The following is a 514-nucleotide window of genomic DNA, read 5'->3' as shown; positions in this document are numbered from 1 at the left end:
CGGTCGCGGTCGGCCGCGCGCCCGCCGGCCAGGTTCCCGACGACCAGTCCGACGCCGTACACCATCAGCAGCCAGGCGACGTCCGCCTGGGCGAAGCCGCTGACCTCGGTGAACGTGTAGGCGATGTAGCTGAACGCGCCGAACATCCCGCCGTAGCTGAGCGCGGTGGCCGCCAGCGTCAGCCAGACCTGCCAGGACCGGAACGCCCGCACCTGCGCGCGCAGCCCGCTGGGCGGCACCGGGTCCGACGCGGCCTCGTCCGTTCCCGCTGCCGGCTTGGGCAGTGCCGGGTCCGCCCCTGTGGCCGGGGGCACCCGGCCCGCCCACGCGGGCACCAACGCGGCGATTCCCGCCAGAGCGAGCACGCCGATCGCGGTGACCGCCCAGAACGCCGCCCTCCAGCCCCAGCGTTCACCGACCAGCGCGCCGAACGGCACGCCCAGCACGTTCGCGACCGTCAGCCCGGCGAACATGATCGCCACGGCCTGGGACTTCTTCTCCGGCGCGACCAGAC

1 protein-coding gene is annotated in these 514 nt (G+C 74.5%); it reads right to left on the bottom strand.

Annotated elements, in window-relative coordinates:
• Window positions 1-514, bottom strand: a 514-nt coding sequence (locus AOQ53_RS35560) for an MFS transporter (protein ID WP_148640424.1), incomplete at both ends; no start/stop codon positions are given.

Origin of the sequence: Streptomyces azureus, assembly GCF_001270025.1 — a bacterium.
GTDB lineage: Bacteria > Actinomycetota > Actinomycetes > Streptomycetales > Streptomycetaceae > Streptomyces > Streptomyces azureus.
Note: the sequence above shows the minus strand (reverse complement) of the source record. Positions and strands in the feature narration are given on the sequence as shown.